Origin of the sequence: Streptomyces sp. NPDC096311, from assembly GCF_044763085.1 — a bacterium.
GTDB lineage: Bacteria > Actinomycetota > Actinomycetes > Streptomycetales > Streptomycetaceae > Streptomyces.
This window is the reverse complement of sequence record NZ_JBIWFN010000014.1, coordinates 1-17944: the sequence shown is the minus strand read 5'-3', so window position 1 is coordinate 17944 and position 17944 is coordinate 1. Positions and strand designations below refer to the sequence as shown.

Annotated in this window: 19 protein-coding genes; 8 read left to right on the top strand and 11 right to left on the bottom strand. The window is 71.2% G+C overall.

The window, feature by feature from the left end; translation table 11 throughout:
* Positions 1 to 262: 262 nt before the first annotated feature.
* Together ACIRA5_RS32015 and ACIRA5_RS32010 are read right to left on the bottom strand one after the other, a co-directional pair.
* The gene (locus ACIRA5_RS32015; protein WP_403696615.1) at positions 263 to 1528 is read right to left on the bottom strand and encodes an Ig-like domain-containing protein; all 1266 of its coding nucleotides are present in this window, start codon (positions 1526 to 1528) and stop codon (positions 263 to 265) included.
* A gap of 265 nt (positions 1529 to 1793) precedes the next feature.
* Positions 1794 to 2141 carry a hypothetical protein gene (locus tag ACIRA5_RS32010; RefSeq protein ID WP_054234746.1) on the bottom strand — a complete coding sequence of 116 codons (348 nt, stop codon included), beginning with the start codon at positions 2139 to 2141 and terminating at the stop codon, positions 1794 to 1796.
* 110 nt (positions 2142 to 2251) lie between these two features.
* On the opposite strand from ACIRA5_RS32010, the gene ACIRA5_RS32005 reads away from it, so the two are divergent.
* Positions 2252 to 2632, top strand: a complete 381-nt coding sequence (locus ACIRA5_RS32005) for a cell wall protein (protein ID WP_403696612.1) — start codon at positions 2252 to 2254, stop codon at positions 2630 to 2632.
* Between the two features lie 35 nt (positions 2633 to 2667).
* Complete coding sequence (locus ACIRA5_RS32000) at positions 2668 to 3405, top strand: DUF2625 family protein (RefSeq protein ID WP_403696609.1); 738 nt, start codon at positions 2668 to 2670, stop codon at positions 3403 to 3405.
* A 102-nt stretch (positions 3406 to 3507) separates the two neighbouring features.
* On the opposite strand, the gene ACIRA5_RS31995 is transcribed toward ACIRA5_RS32000, so the two are convergent.
* The 5 genes from ACIRA5_RS31995 to ACIRA5_RS31975 form a co-directional block, all read right to left on the bottom strand.
* A complete protein-coding gene (locus tag ACIRA5_RS31995) occupies positions 3508 to 5145 on the bottom strand; it encodes a DEAD/DEAH box helicase (protein WP_403696606.1) in 1638 nt (545 codons plus the stop codon).
* Positions 5146 to 5280: 135 nt separating this feature from the next.
* Positions 5281 to 5484, bottom strand: a complete 204-nt coding sequence (locus ACIRA5_RS31990; protein ID WP_028803001.1) for a cold-shock protein — start codon at positions 5482 to 5484, stop codon at positions 5281 to 5283.
* Between the two features lie 193 nt (positions 5485 to 5677).
* Positions 5678 to 7216 (bottom strand): histidine ammonia-lyase, encoded by a 1539-nt coding sequence (hutH, locus tag ACIRA5_RS31985; protein WP_403697212.1) that lies wholly within the window; start codon positions 7214 to 7216, stop codon positions 5678 to 5680.
* A gap of 99 nt (positions 7217 to 7315) precedes the next feature.
* A complete protein-coding gene (locus ACIRA5_RS31980; RefSeq protein ID WP_403696603.1) occupies positions 7316 to 8470 on the bottom strand; it encodes a diguanylate cyclase domain-containing protein in 1155 nt (384 codons plus the stop codon).
* Positions 8471 to 8569: 99 nt separating this feature from the next.
* On the bottom strand, positions 8570 to 9376 hold the full coding sequence (locus ACIRA5_RS31975) for an enoyl-CoA hydratase/isomerase family protein (protein WP_097286015.1): 807 nt from the start codon (positions 9374 to 9376) through the stop codon (positions 8570 to 8572).
* A 219-nt stretch (positions 9377 to 9595) separates the two neighbouring features.
* Between ACIRA5_RS31975 and ACIRA5_RS31970 the strand changes: the two genes are divergently transcribed.
* On the top strand, positions 9596 to 10432 hold the full coding sequence (locus ACIRA5_RS31970) for a hypothetical protein (RefSeq protein ID WP_403696599.1): 837 nt from the start codon (positions 9596 to 9598) through the stop codon (positions 10430 to 10432).
* 12 nt (positions 10433 to 10444) lie between these two features.
* Here the strand turns inward: ACIRA5_RS31970 and ACIRA5_RS31965 are convergent, their stop codons facing one another.
* Together ACIRA5_RS31965 and ACIRA5_RS31960 are read right to left on the bottom strand one after the other, a co-directional pair.
* Entirely contained in the window at positions 10445 to 11761 is a 1317-nt protein-coding gene (locus tag ACIRA5_RS31965) for an adenylate/guanylate cyclase domain-containing protein (RefSeq protein WP_403696596.1), read from the bottom strand.
* 160 nt (positions 11762 to 11921) lie between these two features.
* Positions 11922 to 12788: a biotin--[acetyl-CoA-carboxylase] ligase gene (locus tag ACIRA5_RS31960; RefSeq protein ID WP_403696593.1), complete on the bottom strand. Its 867-nt coding sequence runs from the start codon at positions 12786 to 12788 to the stop codon at positions 11922 to 11924.
* Between the two features lie 131 nt (positions 12789 to 12919).
* Here ACIRA5_RS31960 and ACIRA5_RS31955 point away from each other — a divergent pair, with 131 nt between their 5' ends.
* On the top strand, positions 12920 to 14512 hold the full coding sequence (locus tag ACIRA5_RS31955; protein WP_352049762.1) for an acyl-CoA carboxylase subunit beta: 1593 nt from the start codon (positions 12920 to 12922) through the stop codon (positions 14510 to 14512).
* A 24-nt stretch (positions 14513 to 14536) separates the two neighbouring features.
* Positions 14537 to 14743, top strand: a complete 207-nt coding sequence (locus tag ACIRA5_RS31950; protein ID WP_403696590.1) for an acyl-CoA carboxylase subunit epsilon — start codon at positions 14537 to 14539, stop codon at positions 14741 to 14743.
* Here the strand turns inward: ACIRA5_RS31950 and ACIRA5_RS31945 are convergent.
* A complete protein-coding gene (locus ACIRA5_RS31945) occupies positions 14740 to 15870 on the bottom strand; it encodes an SGNH/GDSL hydrolase family protein (protein ID WP_403696587.1) in 1131 nt (376 codons plus the stop codon). The two genes, ACIRA5_RS31950 and ACIRA5_RS31945, sit on opposite strands and share 4 nt — an antisense overlap.
* A gap of 164 nt (positions 15871 to 16034) precedes the next feature.
* Here ACIRA5_RS31945 and mmpB point away from each other — a divergent pair, with 164 nt between their 5' ends.
* Together mmpB and ACIRA5_RS31935 are read left to right on the top strand one after the other, a co-directional pair.
* Positions 16035 to 16163 carry a morphogenic membrane protein MmpB gene (mmpB, locus tag ACIRA5_RS31940; RefSeq protein ID WP_096239832.1) on the top strand — a complete coding sequence of 43 codons (129 nt, stop codon included), beginning with the start codon at positions 16035 to 16037 and terminating at the stop codon, positions 16161 to 16163.
* Positions 16164 to 16223: 60 nt separating this feature from the next.
* Positions 16224 to 16844, top strand: coding sequence for a Maf family protein (locus tag ACIRA5_RS31935; RefSeq protein WP_403696584.1), 621 nt, complete (start codon positions 16224 to 16226; stop codon positions 16842 to 16844).
* Here ACIRA5_RS31935 and ACIRA5_RS31930 read toward each other — a convergent pair whose 3' ends face one another.
* The gene (locus ACIRA5_RS31930) at positions 16845 to 17378 is read right to left on the bottom strand and encodes a hypothetical protein (protein ID WP_403696581.1); all 534 of its coding nucleotides are present in this window, start codon (positions 17376 to 17378) and stop codon (positions 16845 to 16847) included.
* Positions 17379 to 17733: 355 nt separating this feature from the next.
* Between ACIRA5_RS31930 and ACIRA5_RS31925 the strand changes: the two genes are divergently transcribed.
* Positions 17734 to 17944 (top strand): biotin carboxylase N-terminal domain-containing protein (locus ACIRA5_RS31925; protein WP_351655348.1); only part of this gene is annotated, 211 nt, incomplete at its 3' end.

Genomic DNA, 17944 nt, shown 5'->3' with positions numbered 1-17944 from the left:
AAGAGAAGGATGAGAAGGCTGTGGCAGACCGGAAGTTCACCTGTGGGCGGTCCCTGAAGGCTGTGAGAACGCCGATGGCGGCGGCGCCCCATGAGGGTCACCGCCGCCATCGGCGAACGAGGGTGGTACGGCCGGACTAAGCGGGTCGGGCGAAGTCCGCTGCGGTTCGGCAGCGCCCTGAAGGGGCGCGGGGAACTGCGCGACCAGCCACGAGGGCGCCGCAGACGATCGACGGCACATCCCGGTACTTCCAGCGGAGCGCTTAGGCGGCCGAACCGGCCTTCCAGGCCGCCCAGTCCAGGTTCCAGCCGTTGAGGCCGTTGTCCGGGGCGATGGTCTTGTCGCCGGTGTTCTTGACGACCACGACGTCACCGATCAGCGAGTGGTTGTAGAACCAGGCAGCCGACGTGCTCGGGTCGCCTGCGCCCTTGGTGTCGGACAGACCGACACAGCCGTGGCTGGTGTTCACCGCGCCGAAGATGGACTTGGCACCCCAGTAGTTGCCGTGGATGAAGGTGCCGGAGTTCGACAGACGCATGGCGTGCGGGACGTCCTTGATGTCGTACTCGCCCTTGCCGTCGTTCTTCGTGAAGCCGACCGTCGAGCCGTCCATCCGGGTCTCCTTGAACTTCTCGGAGATCACCATCTGACCCTGGTACGTCGTGTGGTCCGGCGCACCCGCGGAGATCGGGATGGTCTTGATCGTCTTGCCGTCCTGCGTGACCTTCATCGTCTTGGTCTTGGCGTCGACGATGGAGACCTGGTTGCGGCCGATCTTGAAGGTGACCGTCTTCTGCTGCACGCCGTAGACACCGCTCGCGCCCTGGACGCCGTCCAGGTTGAGCTTGAGGGTGACGGTGGAGCCGCCGGTCCAGTAGTCCTCGGGCCGGAAGTCGAGGCGGTTGGCATTGAACCAGTGGCCGACGACCTCCTGGCCGCTGCTGGAGGAGACGGTGATCCCCTTCTGCACGGCGGCCTTGTTCGTGATCGCCTTGTTGAAGTTGATCGAGACCGGCATGCCGACACCGACGGTGGAACCGTCCTCCGGCGTGAAGTTTCCTATGAAGCTGTTGGCCGCGGAGACCGTGGTGAACGAGGCGTTCTCGTGGGCCACGAGGCCCGCGGAGTCGGTGGCTTCGGCGGCCACCTTGTACGTGGTGGCCCGCTCGAGCTGGGAGGCGGGCTTCCAGCTCTTCTTGTCGGCGGATATCTGACCGGACACCGGCGTGCCCGACTCGGTCGTCATGGTGACGGCCTTGAGCGTGCCCTTGCTCACGGTGACCGCCGCGGCGTTGTTGATGGAGGCGTTGTCGGAACCGTCCGCGGGCGTGATCTTGATCTGGGCCTGGGAGCTCTTCTTGGCCGCCGCCGCATCGGCCTGGGCCTGCGAGGTCTCGCCGTCCGAGGCACTGGCCTTGCTGCCGTTCCCGCTGCTGCACGCAGAGAGCACCAGCACTCCGCCGAGCAGAGCGGACGCGGCCGTCAGACCCTTGCGCCGCTTACTGTCCGTCATCACACGCTTCTCCATCGTTGCCGAATCACCTGGAACCACATGAGCCCCGTTCGAACATCAACGCTACGACCGGTTCATCCCATTCCGCATACGTCCGAGGCGTGGGTAACACCACGCCGGTCCACGGCGTCAACCGACTCGCCCCGAGCCGACGGACCCCGATCGAGTGGTTACCGACTGCCGGACCGAATTCTGGTGCGGAGGTGGCCGGTGCGCCGTCGGAGACGACAGAACCCCGGGCAGCGGTTGCCACCCGGGGTCACGTTTTCCCCAAGAGGCGTCAGCCGACTCCGACTTCCTCGTCGTCATCCTCGTCGCCATCATCCTCGTCGAGGTCCCATTCCGGCGAATCGGGGTCGTAGTCGATCGGCTCGCTGCTCCAGGAAGCCTGGGCGAGATCGACCCCGGGCACCTCGCTGACCAGGTCGAACGGGTCTACGAGATAGGCCAGGGCCTCGGCAGTGTCTTCCGTCACTGCATTCTCGGCGTGCGTCCGCTCGTCGGCCGGCATGCCGGAGTCGTCCGCGATGCGACGCAACGCGGCCTTGGTGACGGCGTCCGCGTCGTCGACTTCCAACACCAGCTCCACGCGAAGCCGGACAAATCGTGATGTCTCAGGAGTACTCATGAGACGGAGCGTACGGCCCGTGGCTCCCGCGACTTTCCCACGACCCGCGCCTTTCATTAGCATCGGCCCACACGGCCAATTCGCCAGCGCCACAAGGGGATCGATATTACGTGTCCGCCGCTCGTCGCTCGTTGCTGACCGCCACCGCAGCGGGAACCCTTCTGGGGGCCCTGTGGTTCGTCCCGTCCGCCAACGCGACCCCGGAAAAGCCTGCTCAGCACAGCAACATGTCGACGAACACCGCGTCGAGAACCGCGGTGCAGGTCTCCACGGAGTCGGGCGACACCCAGTCGGGCGCCGCCGATGCGAGCGACGCCGGAGCGAACGACACAGGCTCCGACACCACCGGGTCGCAGGACAGCGGGACCCGGCTCGCCGATACCGGAAGCGTCAACACGACGCCGTACGTCGTCGGCGGAACCCTTTTCCTGGGCCTCGGCGCCGGCTTTGTGACCTACTCGGTGCGCCGGGAGCGCACGGCGGCCTTCTGAGCGCGACGCTCCGGCCCGGAACCCACGGGATACCCATGCGAGACCTGACCGAGCTGACTGATGTCGAGGAGCCCGCGTGGGCGCTCCTCTCCGAGGCGATCTCCCACAGCAGGGTGTCCATGGATGTGCTGCCGGCAGACCCGGCGCAGGCCCGTGGATCCCTGCTGCAACTGCAACTCACCGCGCGCTCCTGGCTCGGCTCCTTCGTGCTCAACTGCGGCGGGGTGCTGCTGGACAGCGGCTGGCTGCGCATCTACGGCAGCCCCGACGACGACGCGCCCGCGGGAACGCCGAGCTTCGCCGAGGTCAACGACCTCCCCGAGCGGTTCGATCCGGCGTGGCGGCCGGAGGGCGGACTCGTCATCGCCCATGACGTCCTCGGCGGCGTCTTCGTGGTCAACGGACCCGACCCCGCGCAGGCGGGCCGCCCCGGCGGTCCCGGCGAGGTGCTGTACTTCGCGCCGGACTCGCTGCGCTGGGACGCGCTCGGCGTGGGCCACGCGGACTGGCTCAACTGGCTCCTGGACGAAGACGGCATCGAGCAGTTCTACGACACCCTGCGCTGGCCCGGCTGGCGCGCCGAGACGGGGCCCATGCCGGGGTCCCACGGGATCACCTTCGACCCGGTCCTGTGGACGGCCGCCAACCGCCGCGACCTTCCCGCGGCCCGCCGTCGCGCCATCCACATGTCGGATCTCATGGACCTCCACCGAGGCACCGGCCTGGAACTCGACAAGATCGACCCGGGCTTCCTGGGCAACTTCGACTACTGAGAAGTTCCGGCGCCCCTGGCCGGCGCGCCCCTGGGAGCGTGCTCCCAGGGGCGCGGGGAACTGCGCGACCAGCCCCCACCGAACCGGCAGATACTCACCTGGCTACGCCGCGCGACGCCCGCCGCCCTGCCCGCCACGCTCCGTACGCCGCTGCTGTTGCGGGGCACGCCCACGGCCACCGGAGCGACCCGCACCCCCCGTACCGCCGCCACCCGTGCCGCCACCGGCCGTACCGCCGGCGGTACGCCGCGGCTGACGGCCCTGCGACTCCGAACCCGCGCCCGCACCCGAACCCGCTCCGGCCGGACGCCTCGCCCCGCCCCCGACCCGCGGCCGTGACCGCTTCTTCGGCTGCTCGGCCGGCTGCGGCACCTCGATGACGACCGGGACGCCGGAGGGCTCACGGGCGCCGGTGAGGCGGGCGAGCTCCTCGTCGCTGGACGCGATCCGCGCCGTGCGCGGGGTGATGCCGGCGTCGGCCATCAGCCGCGTCATCTCCCGCCGCTGCTCGGGCAGTACGAGGGTGACGACGCTGCCGGACTCACCGGCCCGTGCGGTGCGTCCGCCGCGGTGCAGGTAGTCCTTGTGGTCGGTCGGCGGGTCGACGTTGACCACGAGGTCGAGGTCGTCGATGTGGATGCCGCGCGCCGCGACGTTGGTGGCGACGAGCGCGGTGACCTGACCGTTCTTGAACTGGTCCAGGGTGCGGTTGCGCTGCGGCTGGCTGCGCCCGCCGTGCAGCGCGGACGCCCGGACGCCGCTCGCGAGCAGCCGCTTGGTGAACCGGTCGGCGCCGCGCTTGGTGTCGACGAAGAGGATCACCCGGCCGTCGCGCGCCGCGATCCGCAGGGCGACGGCCTTCTTGTCGGTCTCGTCGGCGACGTGGAGCACGTGGTGCTCCATGGTGGTCACCGCACCCGCCGAGGGGTCGACGGAGTGCACCACGGGGTCCGTGAGGAACATCTTCACGAGCCGGTCGATGTTCTTGTCGAGCGTGGCCGAGAAGAGCAGTCGCTGACCGCCCGGCTCGACCTGCTTGAGCAGCGCGGTGACCTGCGGCATGAAGCCCATGTCGGCCATCTGGTCGGCCTCGTCGAGAACCGTGATCGCGACCTGGTCGAGGACGCAGTCACCGCGCTCGATGAGGTCCTTGAGCCGCCCGGGGGTGGCCACGAGCACCTCGGCGCCGCGCCGCAGCGTGCCGGCCTGCCGGCCGATCGACATCCCGCCGACGGCCGTGGCCACGCGCAGGTTGACCGCGGTGGCGTACGGCGTGAGCGCGTCGTCGACCTGCTGGGCGAGTTCGCGCGTGGGGACGAGGACGAGTGCGAGCGGCGCCTTCGACTCCGCCCGGCGACCCGCCGTACGGGCCAGCAGGGCGAGTCCGAAGGCGAGCGTCTTGCCGGATCCGGTGCGGCCACGGCCGAGGACGTCGCGTCCGGCGAGGGAGTTGGGCAGCGTCGCGCCCTGGATCGGGAAGGGCTCGGTGACGCCCTGCGCGGCGAGGGTCTTGGTGAGGGCCGCCGGCATGTCGAGCGCGTCGAAGGAGTCGACGGCGGGCAGCGCCGGGGTGATGGTCTCGGGCAGGGAGAACTCCTGCGGCGCCACGGCCTTGCGGGCCGGACCCTTGCCGGTGCCACGGCCGCCGCCGCGGCCCGCGCCCTTCGCGAAGCCGCCGGTCTGGGCGCCACCTCGTGCGTTTGCCGGCCGCTTACGGACGGGACGTTCGGATCGAGTCATGCTGGATCTGGATTTCCTTCCTGGGCCCCACGGACTGCACGCACAGCGCTCGCAACTGACAAGCACTCACAGCACGAGCCGGGACCCGCACCCCGAAGGTGCGGGCCCCGGCTCTGGAAAAGCGCGTCCCCGAAATCAGGCGGGGATGATGTTCTCCGCCTGCAGGCCCTTCTGGCCCTGCGCGACGTCGAACGAGACCTTCTGGCCCTCCAGCAGCTCACGGAAGCCGGAGCTGGCAATGTTGGAGTAGTGGGCGAAGACGTCGGGGCCGCCGCCGTCCTGCTCGATGAAGCCGAAGCCCTTTTCCGAGTTGAACCACTTCACGGTGCCAGTTGCCATGTTTTTCTCCTGAATAGGTAGGGCCCCAATCCGGAGATGCACCGGGAAAAGCCGGAGATGCCGGTAAAACAAAACGCGCCTGCGGAGGATTCCGATCAGGCGCACAAAGTAAATGGGTACCAAAAACGTATCAATGAGACAGTAGCACACTTCGGGCCGCCCCTGTGACAGCGGCGGCCCGAAGGCGCTCCGGTCAGGCCAGCGGTCCGGTCATCGGCTCCACCGCCGCCACCACCCGGCCGCCGCGCACGAACGCGTCCGCCGCCTCCAGGTCCGGGGCGAGGAAGCGGTCGGGGCCCGGCCCCTGGACGCCGGCCGCGCGGACGGCCTCGATGACGGCCTGCGAGGCGGGGGCGGGGGTCAGGCCCTCGCGCAGTTCGATCGCACGGGTGGCCGCGTACAGCTCGATCGCGAGGATACGGGTGAGGTTGTCCACGGCGGTGCGCAGCTTGCGCGCGGCCGACCAGCCCATGGAGACGTGGTCCTCCTGCATGGCGGAGGAGGGGATGGAGTCCGCGGACGCCGGTACGGCGAGGCGCTTCATCTCGCTCACCAGCGCCGCCTGGGTGTACTGGGCGATCATCAGACCCGAGTCGACGCCCGCGTCGTCCGCGAGGAACGGCGGCAGACCGTGCGAGCGGTTCTTGTCGAGCAGCCGGTCGGTACGGCGCTCGGCGATCGAGCCGAGGTCGGCGGCGGCGATGGCGAGGAAGTCGAGGACGTAGGCGACCGGGGCGCCGTGGAAGTTGCCGTTCGACTCGACGCGGCCGTCGGGCAGCACGACCGGGTTGTCCACGGCGGAGGCGAGCTCGCGCTCGGCGACGAGCCGGGCGTGCGCGAGGGTGTCGCGTCCGGCGCCCGCGACCTGCGGGGCGCAGCGCACGGAGTAGGCGTCCTGGACCCGCGGGGCGTCGCCCTGGTGGTGGCCGGTGAGCTCCGAGCCCTTCAGCACGGCGAGCATGTTGGCGGCGCTGGCGCTCTGTCCCGGGTGCGGGCGGATGGCGTGCAGCTCGGGGGCGAGCACCTTGTCCGTGCCGAGGAGGGCTTCGAGGGAGAGCGCGGCGGTGACGTCGGCCGACTTGTAGAGCGTCTCCAGGTCGGCGAGGGCCATGACCAGCATGCCGAGCATGCCGTCGGTGCCGTTGAGGAGGGCGAGGCCCTCCTTCTCGCGCAGTTCGACGGGGGTGATGCCGGCCTCGGCGAGCAGCTCGCCCGCGGGCCGTACGACACCGTCGGGTCCCTCGGCGTCACCCTCGCCCATCAGTGTCAGCGCGCAGTGGGAGAGCGGGGCCAGGTCGCCGGAGCAGCCGAGCGAGCCGTACTCGTGGACGACCGGGGTGATCCGGGCGTTGAGGATGTCGGCCATGGTCTGGGCGACCTCGGGCCGCACACCGGTGTGCCCGGAGCAGACGGTCTTGAGACGCAGGAACATCAGCGCGCGGACGACCTCGCGCTCCACGCGCGGGCCCATGCCGGCGGCGTGCGAGCGGACGATGTTGCGCTGCAGCTGGGCGCGCAGCTCCGGGCTGATGTGCCGGGTCGCGAGGGCGCCGAACCCGGTGGAGACGCCGTAGACCGGCTCCGGCTTGGCAGCCAGCGCGTCCACGATCTCGCGGGCCGCGGCGAGGGCCGCCACCGCCTCTTCGGAGAGCTCGATCCGGGCGCCGCCGCGCGCCACGGCGAGTACGTCGGACGCGGTCACTCCGGACGTCCCCACCACCACAGTGTGCATATCCATATTCAGGAGCGTACGCAGTGAATTCGATGATGTCACTAGTGGGTGGGCGGTTGACCCCTTACTTCGACGTACGTCACACACGCCCGCGCGGACTCAGGGACGAGGGTGCTCGTGGCGCCCTCGGAAGCGGCGGCGTTCGCCCCGCGCCGGGGAGGGCGCGTCGGCGAGACGCACGACCGGGTCGTCGGGGCCCTCGCGCCCGGCGACGACGGGCTTCGCGGCCCGCACGGCCTTCGCGCGGTACTGGGCGGCGTCGGCCAGCCGGAAGAGCCGCCGCGCCGAGCGCACCGGACCGATCGGGTCCGCGGTCGAGGCGACCCCGCACGCCACCCCCTCCCCCAGCTCCAACTCGGCGGCGCGGCGGCACAGTTCGTCGGCGATGCGGACGACCTCGTCGGCCGGCGGGCCGACCGCGAGCAGGCAGAACTCGTCACCGCCGAGGCGGGCGGCGAGCGTGCCCGGGAGCATCGCCCCGCACAGCGACAGCACCGATCCGAACCGCTCCAGGAGCCGGTCGCCGACGGCGTGCCCGCGGGTGTCGTTGACGTTCTTGAGTCCGTTGAGGTCACAGACGACGAGACTGACCGCGGCCCCTTCCTGCCGGTGCAGCTCGATGGCCTCGTCCAGGCGTACGTCGACCGCGCGGCGGTTGGCGAGTCCGGTGAGGGCGTCCGTGAACGCGAGGCGCCGGGCCTCCTCCAGGCGCTCGGTCTGGGCGAGTCCGGCGGCGACGACGGAGGCCAGCACGGTCGCGAAGTCCGCGTCGGCCCGGTCGAAGACGGGTGCCGTGACCGGGCGGGCCACATACAGCTCGCCCCACGCCCGTCCGTGCAGCACGATCGGGGCGACGACGCAGCAGCCGCGGCGGCGCCGGCGCAGGGCGGCGACTCTCTGGTGGCAGTAGCCGACGGGGCCGGCCGCCGGCCCGGCGGCGGTCTCCACCCAGGCGTTCGGGCCACCGCCCCCGGCCCAGCGCTCGTGCAGGAACTCGGTGATCTCCGGGAACTGGTGCACGGGGTAGGCCTCGCCGTCCGGGAACTCCTCCTCGTCCGGCGCGCGTTCGCCCACGTTCGCCAGGACCCGCAGCCGGCCGAGCTCGCGCTCCCACACGGAGAGCGCGGCGAAGCTCCCGGCGAGCGCGTGGCAGGCGCCGAGCGCCGCGGCCCGCCAGGACTCGCGCGGGGTGCGTGCCGCCGCCATCCCCTGCGCCAGCTCCACCACAGCCCTCAGCCGTCTGTCCTCACCCATCACTCCAGGCTAGGGATATTCACGACGATTCGGGATATTGGTGAGGCGAACAGGGGTCCGAGCGGCCGTACCGGCCGGAGGGTGCCGGGAAGCGTGGGGCTACTCCCCCGGCCACTGCGGCGGGCGCTTCTCGTTGAACGCGGCGACTCCCTCCGCGCGGTCCCCCGAGAAGGCGACGGACCGCCAGGCCGCGTCCTCCACCTCCAGGCCCGCGCGCAGGTCGAGCCCGTGCCCGAGCCGCAGCGCGCGCTTGGCGGCGCGCAGGCCGACGGGGGAGTTGGCGGCGATGCGGGCGGCGAGCGCGAGGGCTTCGCCGCGGTCCTGGCCCGCGTCCACGAGTTCGTCGACGAGGCCCAGCTCCCTCGCCTCGCCCGCCTCCAGCCGCCGCGCCGAGAAGATCAGCTCGGCCGCGCGGGCCGCCCCCACCCGCCGCGGCAGCAACTGCGTGCCGCCGCCTCCGGGAATCACCCCGACCGACACCTCGGGCAGCCCGAGCACCGCCGTACGGTCGGCCACGATCAGGTCGCAGGACAGGGCGAGCTCGAACCCGCCGCCGAGCGCGAACCCGTGCACGGCGGCGATCGTCGGCATGGGCAGCTCCAGGACGCCGGTGTACGCGGCCCGTGCGACGGGGCGCTGACGGACCAGGTCGGCATCGCTGAAGGAGTTGCGCTCCTTCAGGTCGGCGCCGACGCAGAAGGCGCGCTCGGCGGTGGAGGTCAGCACGACCACCCGTACGTCGCGCTCGCCGCCGAGTGCCTCGCAGGCGGCCGCGATGGAGCGGGCCATGTCCGTGGACACGGCGTTCATGGCCTTCGGCCGGTCGAGGGCGAGTTCCGCGACGTACGCGTGCCGCCGTACGACGACGAACTCCCCGAACCGCCGCTCGTCCCCTTGCTCCGCCATGACACCCTCCCGGTGAACGGTTAACGCGGGTTAACTCCCGATGCCTCCGATCATCGCAGCCACCTCCGCCCGGCGAAACCCGCCACCTCCCTTCCCCGCGCCCGCACTCCCCGTTCGAGTGACATCCCGCCCAACTCCCGCCCCACGCCCCCAAAACGCGCATAACCTGCGCACCGCCCGGTGCTTCGGGGGGCGCGGGCACATCGGGGAGGGATGACCATGACGAACGGCACGACGACAGACATGACGAGGCCGTCGAGAACACCGACGGACACGCCACGCACCCCGTACTCCCTGCCCCCGGCCTGGCGCGCACCGGTCCCCGCGGCGACGCGTGAACCCGGCGCCGCGGCAACCCGCGGTGTGTCGCGCCCCGCGGGGGCCGGTCGCGTGTCGGCCGGTCGCCCGGGGGCAGACCCCGCAGCCGCCGATGGCGCCTCCACGGGCCTCGTGGAGGACGAGGCGGTCGGTCCGCTCCCGGAGCGGGGCGGCCGGGGGCGGCACCGTAAACCGCGGCCCCGGCGGGCGCTGTTCGCCGTGGGTGGGCTCGCGCTGGCCGCGGGGGCGTTGAGTCTGGCGCGGATGGCACCGGAGTCGGTGGTCGGCGGCGGGAGCGGGAGCGGGAACACGGAGGCAGAGCCGAGGCCCGGGGTCGCCACGGGCGAGGCTCTCGACGCCGCGCCGACCGTCTGGGCCGTGCCCTCCGCGCATCCGGCGCCCCCGGGCCCGACCGGCGCGCAGGGCGGGGCGAGCGCGACCTCGGCCTCGGCCGTGAGCCCGGCGCCCACGGCACCGTCGACGGCCGCCTCACCCTCGGCGACGGCGACGATCCCGTCCGCCCGGGCGAGCGCCCCCGTGGCGAGCGTGCCGGACACGACCGGCATCCCGACCGCGCCCATCGTCGTACCGTCGCAGCCACACACGCAGCGTCCGCCGGACCCGAGTCCCACCACCCACGCCCCGGCCCCGGCGCCCACCCAGAACCCGCCGGGTCTGTGCGTGCCGATCGTCGGCATCTGTGTGAACGATCTGGCGGGCCCCGCCGGAGGCCATTGAGGGAAACAGGGCCTACGGCTGGTCGCCGTTCCGACGGGCCAGCAGCCACGGTTCGACCACGCCGAGGCCGCGGACGGGGCGCTGCCACATCGGCTGGAGGGCGAAGCGGTAGACGGGCGGCTCCTCGCCCTCCTTCTCCGCGGCGGCCGCGGCCTCGGCGGCCTCCGCCTCGGAGGCGGGCGCGTCCCCGGTGCGGATCAGTTCCTCCGCCAAGGCGCCGTCCACCAGGACGGCATCCCGTGGCGCTATCGACGTGAGCCGCGAGGCGAGGTTCACCGTCGTACCGAAGACGTCGCCCATGCGGGTCGTCACGGTGCCGAAGGCGATGCCGACGCGCAGCTCCGGCATCGTCTCGTCGTTGGCCATCGTCTCGATGAGGCGCAGAGCGATCTCCGCGGCGATCCCGGCGTCGTCCGCGGAGTACAGCACCTCGTCCCCGAGGGTCTTGATGAGGCGCCCCCCGTGCGCGGCCACCAGGTCGGCGGAGGTGGTCTCGAAGGCCTCGACGAGCTCGCCGAGTTCCTCCTCCTCCATCCGGCGCGTCAGCCGCGTGAAGCCGACGAGGTCCGCGAAGCCGACGGCGAGGCGGCGGTCGACCATCTCCTCGTCGTCGCCGGCCTGGACGACGCGGCCGGTCGCGGCGGCGAGCTGGCGCCGCCAGACGTAGACGATGAACTCCTCCAGCTCGGGCAGGAGCAGCTCGATCAGGGGGTACGTGACCTCGGTGCGCGTCATGCCCGGCTCGGGGGGCTCGGTCAGGCCCTCCAGGAAGGAGTCGATCTGCCATTCGGCCAGGCGGGCCGTGGTCTGCCCGGTGGAGCGGGCGACCTGGACAGCCATCGCCTCGCTCAGCAGGCCCGCCTCGACGAGACCGGCGAGGCGCCGCAGCGCCAGTACGTCGGCCTCGGTCAGCGCCTTGGCCTGGCCGATGTCGGCGAAGCCCATGGCCCGCCAGAAACGCGAGGCCAGTTCCATGGAGACGCCTGCGCTGCGCGCGGCCTGGAAGGGGGTGTAGCGGCGCTCGGCGCCGAGGATGAGCGTTTCGAGGCGCAGCGCGAGGGGGTCCTCGCCGGAGTCGACGGACTCCTCGTCCATCCGGTTCTGCGCGTCCAAGCGGCTCTGTCCGTCCATCCGCCCGGTCGTCTCACCGCTCGGCCCGGTCGGCCCGGTCGTCTCACCGCTCGGCCCGGCGGTCTTCTCGCCGGCCATGTCACCGTTCGTGTCGACGCGTGCGGGCGCCGGGTCGGCGACCGGCCCGGCGGTACGCCCCGGCTCACCGTCGGGGGCGGGGTATGCACCCGTGCCGGAGCCCGTGTCGTCGACGGTCACGCCTGCTGCCCTTCCGATCTGCCGTGGTCAGGTATCGACCGCGCTCAACTCTACGGCAGGTGTGCGCTGGCTCACTCCTGACTCGTACGCCCGGCCGGAGCTCGGCACCGCGATCGGTTCCGGGCCCCACCGCTGAGTACGGTCCGCCGGCCTCCTCGGCTCACGCCGGCCGCAGATGGACGATGTCTCCCGCTCCCACCGGCTGCTGTACGCCCTCCTCCGTGGCCAGGACCAGACGCCCGTCCCCGTCGACCGCCACCGCTTCCCCGGTGATCGACGTGTCGCCGGGCAGTTCGGCACGCACCACCCTTCCGAGGGTCGCGCATCCCGCGGCATACGTCTCCTGGAGACCGGAGGCGGCGGGGTCGCCACCCACGTCCCGCCACTTCCCGTACCACTGCTCCAGGGAGCGCAGGACGGCCCGCAGCACGGTGTCACGGTCCGTGGTCGTGGCGCCCGCGAGGGCGAGGGAGCCCGCGCCGGGCACGGGGAGTTCGTCCTCGCGCAGGGTGACGTTGATTCCGATGCCGACGACGACCGCGTCGTTCCCGGCGCGCTCGGCGAGGATGCCGCCCGTCTTGCGTTCCTCGCCGCCCACGGTGACCAGCAGGTCGTTGGGCCACTTGAGCGCCGTGTCGACCCCCGCCACCCGGGACAGGGCCGTGGCCACCGCGACCCCGGTGAGCAGCGGGAGCCAGCCCCAGCGCTCGACGGGTACCCCGGTGGGCCTCAGCAGCACGGAGAAGAACAGGCCCGAGCGGGCCGGTGCCGTCCACTGGCGGTCCAGACGGCCCCGCCCGGCGTTCTGCTCCTCCGCGACGAGGACGACGCCCTCGTCGGCCTTCTCGTCCGTGGCGAGGGCCACGAGGTCGGAATTGGTGGACCCGGTGCGCGGCACGATCCGGACATCGCCCCAGAGCCCGCCCTCGCGGACGAGAGCCCGGCGCAGGGCGGCCCCGTTCAGCGGTGGACGGTCCAGGTCGGACCACCGGTTGTCGTTCGCGTCTGAAGCATCTCGCGGCGTCATGCAACCCACCCTAGGTGTGGTAAACGCCGCACTGCCGAACGGTATCGGCACCACTACCCTACGAGTCAGTAGCAACCCCCTGAGCACATCACCCTCATATTCGCACTGAGCAGGCAGGGAGCCGCATCCCGATGTCCGAGCCGGAAGAGCTGCACCACCCCGACATCCACACGACCGCGGGCAAACTCGCGGACCTGCGGCGCCGCGTCCAGGAAGCGACGCACGCCGGCTCGGCACGCGCTGTCGAAAAGCAGCACGCCAAGGGCAAGTTGACGGCCCGTGAGCGGATCGAGCTGCTGATCGACGAGGGCTCGTTCGTCGAGCTGGACGAGTTCGCACAGCACCGTTCGACCGACTTCGGCATGGAGAACAACCGGCCCTACGGCGACGGTGTCGTCACCGGCTACGGCATGGTCGACGGCCGTCCCGTCGCCGTCTTCTCCCAGGACTTCACCGTCTTCGGCGGTGCCCTGGGCGAGGTCTTCGGCCAGAAGATCATGAAGGTGATGGACTTCGCGCTGAAGACCGGCTGTCCGGTCATCGGCATCAACGACTCCGGTGGCGCCCGCATCCAGGAGGGCGTCAGCGCGCTCGGCATGTACGGCGAGATCTTCCGCCGCAACACGCACGCCTCCGGTGTCATCCCGCAGATCTCGCTCGTCGTCGGCCCCTGCGCGGGCGGCGCGGTGTACTCCCCCGCGATCACCGACTTCACGGTCATGGTCGACCAGACCTCGCACATGTTCATCACGGGGCCGGACGTCATCAAGACGGTGACGGGCGAGGACGTCGGCTTCGAGGAGCTCGGCGGCGCGCGCACCCACAACGCGGTGTCGGGCGTGGCCCACCACATGGCGGGCGACGAGAAGGACGCCATCGAGTACGTCAAGCAGCTGCTGTCGTACCTGCCGTCCAACAACCTCAGTGAGCCCCCGGTCTTCCCCGAGGAGGCAGACCTCGCCCTCACGGACGAGGACCGCGAGCTGGACGTGATCGTGCCGGACAGCGCGAACCAGCCGTACGACATGCACGCGGTGATCGAGCACGTCCTGGACGACGCCGAGTTCTTCGAGACCCAGGCGCTGTTCGCGCCGAACATCCTCACCGGCTTCGGACGGGTCGAGGGCCGCCCGGTGGGCATCGTCGCCAACCAGCCGATGCAGTTCGCCGGCTGTCTGGACATCGACGCGTCCGAGAAGGCGGCCCGCTTCGTGCGCACCTGCGACGCCTTCAACGTCCCCGTCATCACCTTCGTGGACGTCCCCGGCTTCCTCCCGGGCGTCGACCAGGAGCACACGGGCATCATCCGCCGCGGCGCCAAGCTGATCTACGCCTACGCCGAGGCGACCGTCCCGCTCATCACGGTCATCACCCGCAAGGCCTTCGGCGGCGCCTACGACGTCATGGGCTCCAAGCACCTGGGCGCGGACCTCAACCTCGCCTGGCCGACCGCCCAGATCGCGGTGATGGGCGCGCAGGGCGCGGTCAACATCCTGCACCGCCGCACCATCGCCACCGCCGACGACCAGGACGCCACCCGGGCCCGCCTGATCCAGGAGTACGAGGACACCCTCCTCAACCCCTACACGGCGGCCGAGCGCGGCTACATCGACGCGGTGATCATGCCCTCCGACACCCGCTCCCACGTCGTACGGGGCCTGCGTCAGCTGCGTACGAAGCGGGAATCACTCCCTCCGAAGAAGCACGGCAACATCCCGCTCTAGAACCCCGGACCCTTGGGAGCAGACATGACGATCAAGGTCGTACGGGGCAATCCGACCCCGGAGGAGCTGGCCGCCGCTCTGGCGGTGGTCCGAGCGCGCGCCGCGGCGGCCACCACGCCACCCGGCGCGCCCCGCAGCCGGGACTCCTGGTCGGACCCGTCCCGCATAGCCGCCCAGCACCTGCCCCAGCCGGGACCCACGGCATGGACGCGCACGTACTGGCCCGCCTAGAAGCACCCCGACACCTCCTCGGCCATCACCTCGTACCCGGCGTCATTGGGGTGCAGGTGATCGCCGAAGTCGTACACACCCCGTAGCCGATCCGGATCCCCCGGATCGGCCAGCACCTCGTTGAGGTCCACCACCGCGTCCCACTCCCCCGCCCCGAGAATCCACTCGTTCACCTCACGGCTCACCTTCGCCGCCCGCTCCCCCCAGTGATCGGACCCCCCGAAGGGGAGCAGCGTCGCCCCGATCGCCCGCAGCCCCCGCCCGCGAGCCTGCCGTATCAACTCCCGGTACCCGTCGATGAGTTCATCGGCCTCCACCACCGGCGCGGGCTTGTACGTCGGCTGTTCGTCCGTCTCGCTGAACCCGATGTCGTTGAGCCCCAGCAGCACGACGACCGCCTCGACCCCGGCCTGGTCGAGAACGTCCCGCCCGAACCGCCGGACGCCCTTCTCCCCGTACCAGGCGGAGTCGTTCAGCAGCAGGTTCCCGCCGATGCCCGCGCCCAGAACGGGCCGCCCCGTGCGCTCGGCGAGCGCGTCCGACCAGCGGCGGTTCGCGCCCGGCGTCGAGCCGAACCCGTCCACGATGGAGTCCCCGAAGAGCACGACACCGTCCCTACGGTCCGCGTCGACCTCGACGGCCGACAGGAAGTACCAGGACTCGCTCGTCTCGCCGAATCCGTCGCCGCCGAGGTCGTCGAGGCGGTCGCCCTCACCCCGGTGGCTCGTCGCGAAGGCCTGGGCGTGGAAGGTCGCGGGCCCGGTGACGGCGTCGAGGTGCAGGGTGACGGTCACGGACTCCAGGGCCTGAACCGCGAGTTCGGCGGGGTCGCTGGCGACCTGTCCGCGCGCCGGGATCTCGACGCCTCCGGCCCCCTCGAAGGTGAGCCGCCGCAGCGAGCCGGGCTCGACACCGGCCCCCTCGCCCGCACGGGCCACGGTGGCTCCCGCGATCCGCAGCGGCGAGCTGCCGTACGCGTTCGACAGCCGTATACGAACCCGGCCGCCGCCCGCCCCGATGCGGACGACCTGGCGCAGGGACTGGTGCCAGAAGCCCTCCTGGGACCAGTTGGGGGTGAAGCCCACGGCGGGGAGCTGGGGCGATGCGGTCCAGACGGTGGTGAACACGGCAGCTGCCTCCCTAAAAGGGACCAGAGTTCCTTTAGTAGCTGACATGACCGTAGCAGGCGAGGGCGCATTAAAGGAACCCTGGACCCGTTTAATCGGGTCGCGGGCAAGTTGAGTACGCGTACTCAGGCGGTCGGCGTCCTCGCCGCCGCACGATCGAAGGCATGCTGTGGTCCGACCCGGAGAACGAGCCGCCCAAGGAACTTCGCGACATGCAGGAGATGTTGCGGCGACTCGGCCTTCTCATGGCGTTGGCCATGCTGCTCGCGATGATCGTCCTCGGAGTGATGTGATCGGCGCGAGATGAGTCAGGGCGACGGGGGACGACACGCCCACGCCGATACCCTGACCGCATGACTGATCAGCCGCGCCGCCGCCTCGTGCTCGCCTCGCAGTCCCCCGCCCGGCTCGGCCTGCTGCGCCAGGCCGGACTCGACCCCGAGGTCATCGTGAGCGGCGTCGACGAGGACGCCGTCTCCGCCCCGACCCCCGCCGAACTCGCGCTCGCCCTGGCCGAGGCCAAGGCCTCCGTCGTGGCCGCCCGGACCGAGGTCCAGGGCGCCCTGGTGATCGGCTGCGACTCGGTCCTCGACCTGGACGGCGAGGCACTGGGCAAGCCCGCGGACGCCGAGGAGGCCACCGCGCGCTGGAAGGCGATGCGCGGCCGGGCCGGCACCCTCCAGACGGGGCACTGCGTCTACGACACGGCCGCCAAGCGCTACGCGTCGGCGACCGCGTCCACGGTGGTCCGCTTCGGCGACCCGACCGACGCCGAGATCGCCGCGTACGTCGCCTCGGGCGAGCCGCTCCACGTCGCCGGGGCCTTCACGCTCGACGGCCTCTCGGCCCCCTTCATCGAGGGCATCGACGGCGACCACGGCAACGTCATCGGCATCTCCCTGCCGCTGGTGCGCCGCCTGCTGGCCGAACTGGGCGTGAGCATCACGGAGTTGTGGACCCCGCGCGAGAAGTGATCAGGACGCGCTCGGTGCCGGGGGCGCCGTGACCGGGGATCCCCCGGTACCGCCGCTCATACCGCCGTTCGGGTCCCCGTTCGTGCCCCCGTTGCCGTCCTTGCCGCCCGCGCCGTCGCCCGGCGCGGCGTCGGCGGGACCCGCGCCGTGGTCGAAGGCCAACAGAGTGAACACGATCAGCCCGAGCGCCACCATCATGAACACGAACGCGCCCCAGCCCACCAGACCCACCGTGAACGCGCCGAGCAGACCGTGCACCACGGCGGCGCTGATCAGCAGGATGCGGCCGAAGAGGCCCGGGGCGCGGTCGCGCACCGCGACGAGCAGCGCGGCGACGCCGCACAGCGCGAAGTAGAGGCCGAAGACCAGCCCCCCGACCTTGGACGAGACGGACATCATGTCCGAGTCGAGACCCGCCAGAGACATGTCCTGGCGGTCGACGACCACGCCGAGGAACCAGTTCAGCAGCGCGATGCCGATCGCCTCCACGAAGAGCACGATCGCCGCCACCCACGCCACCGGTCTGCGCACCACCGGTCCCCACCCACTTCCGAGTGCTGTTACCCCAAGTATGTTCGAGACCTCCCGAACGCTACTAACGGGTAAACGCCGGGACAAGGGTTCGGCCGCGGGCAAAGAATCGTTGGGCCATTCGTAGGGACTCCACAAAGAAACGCTGTGTGTCGCAGCACGGCCTCACAGAGACCTTGGCCACACAGGAGGGCTAGGGTTCAGCCAAGGATTCCTGCGTACCGCGGTGTGACAAGGGATCTCGCGGGTCGAGCGAGCCTCGAATCACGCTCCGTGTGGGCAAGCTCACCATTGGGGACGGGTCGAAAGGTCGTGTCGGCAGTCCCTAAACTCGGCTTGTTTCAAGGAGGGAGCCATCGTGCGCAAGGTGCTCATCGCCAACCGTGGCGAAATCGCTGTCCGCGTGGCCCGGGCGTGCCGGGATGCCGGGATCGCGAGCGTTGCCGTGTATGCGGAACCAGACAGGGACGCTCTGCATGTCCGGGCGGCGGACGAGGCGTTCGCCCTGGGCGGTGACACCCCCGCCACCAGCTACCTGGACATCGCCAAGGTCCTCCAGGCCGCCAAGG

Bases quoted from the DNA above. Each gene is read 5' to 3' on its own strand.
- ACIRA5_RS32015 (WP_403696615.1), bottom strand. From the start codon at position 1,528: ATGGAGAAGCGTGTGATGACGGACAGTAAGCGGCGCAAGGGTCTGACG.
- ACIRA5_RS32010 (WP_054234746.1), bottom strand. From the start codon at position 2,141: ATGAGTACTCCTGAGACATCACGATTTGTCCGGCTTCGCGTGGAGCTG.
- ACIRA5_RS32000 (WP_403696609.1), top strand. From the start codon at position 2,668: ATGCGAGACCTGACCGAGCTGACTGATGTCGAGGAGCCCGCGTGGGCG.
- ACIRA5_RS31995 (WP_403696606.1), bottom strand. From the start codon at position 5,145: ATGACTCGATCCGAACGTCCCGTCCGTAAGCGGCCGGCAAACGCACGA.
- ACIRA5_RS31990 (WP_028803001.1), bottom strand. From the start codon at position 5,484: ATGGCAACTGGCACCGTGAAGTGGTTCAACTCGGAAAAGGGCTTCGGC.
- hutH (WP_403697212.1), bottom strand. From the start codon at position 7,216: ATGCACACTGTGGTGGTGGGGACGTCCGGAGTGACCGCGTCCGACGTA.
- ACIRA5_RS31980 (WP_403696603.1), bottom strand. From the start codon at position 8,470: ATGGGTGAGGACAGACGGCTGAGGGCTGTGGTGGAGCTGGCGCAGGGG.
- ACIRA5_RS31975 (WP_097286015.1), bottom strand. From the start codon at position 9,376: ATGGCGGAGCAAGGGGACGAGCGGCGGTTCGGGGAGTTCGTCGTCGTA.
- ACIRA5_RS31970 (WP_403696599.1), top strand. From the start codon at position 9,596: ATGACGAACGGCACGACGACAGACATGACGAGGCCGTCGAGAACACCG.
- ACIRA5_RS31960 (WP_403696593.1), bottom strand. From the start codon at position 12,788: ATGACGCCGCGAGATGCTTCAGACGCGAACGACAACCGGTGGTCCGAC.
- ACIRA5_RS31955 (WP_352049762.1), top strand. From the start codon at position 12,920: ATGTCCGAGCCGGAAGAGCTGCACCACCCCGACATCCACACGACCGCG.
- ACIRA5_RS31950 (WP_403696590.1), top strand. From the start codon at position 14,537: ATGACGATCAAGGTCGTACGGGGCAATCCGACCCCGGAGGAGCTGGCC.
- mmpB (WP_096239832.1), top strand. From the start codon at position 16,035: ATGCTGTGGTCCGACCCGGAGAACGAGCCGCCCAAGGAACTTCGCGAC.
- ACIRA5_RS31935 (WP_403696584.1), top strand. From the start codon at position 16,224: ATGACTGATCAGCCGCGCCGCCGCCTCGTGCTCGCCTCGCAGTCCCCC.